Annotated in this window: 1 protein-coding gene; it reads left to right on the top strand. The window is 62.0% G+C overall.

Features of this window, described 5'->3' with window-relative positions:
- Nucleotides 1-332 precede the first annotated feature (332 nt).
- The coding region (locus I6F54_RS20550) for a thiamine pyrophosphate-binding protein (protein ID WP_197142811.1) at nucleotides 333-500 on the top strand (168 nt) is incomplete at its 3' end.

Below are 500 nucleotides of genomic sequence, written 5' to 3'. Positions count from 1 at the left end.
ACGCGAACGTCTCCGCGGCCCATGCGGGGGACTACGCGACGTTCGAACTCGGAGCGCACGTTGTCGAGCGCGTCCCAGAGTCCTTTGCCTGCGTGGTCAAATGCGTCTGCGAACGGACGGCGAGAATCCCGGCCGCCGGTTCCGAATGAGTTGTTCATGCGGATCCTCCAGTCGGTGGATGCGGGGCACGAGCGGCCTCGCCGATACTCAACGATACATCGTTACCATTCGCTCTCCACAAAGCTCAGCGAACCCGAAGCATTCTCGTCGATGGCTGCGGCAACCGAGTCAGTTCGCTGTGATCGTGCAGGTGGGAGGAGTTAACTGGGGGCATGGCAGCTACCGTCTCAGATCAGCTCATCGGCCAACTACAACACGCAGGGGTCACCCGCATCTACGGAATCGCGGGTGACAGCCTCAACCCCATCGTCGACGCGGTGAGGCGCACCGGCGGGTCCGCCAAAGGCGGCATCGATTGGATTCATGTCCGCAACGAAGAG

Source organism: Pseudoalteromonas sp. SWXJZ10B (genome assembly GCF_015864475.1).
GTDB lineage: Bacteria > Pseudomonadota > Gammaproteobacteria > Enterobacterales > Alteromonadaceae > Pseudoalteromonas > Pseudoalteromonas arctica.
Note: the sequence above shows the minus strand (reverse complement) of the source record. Positions and strands in the feature narration are given on the sequence as shown.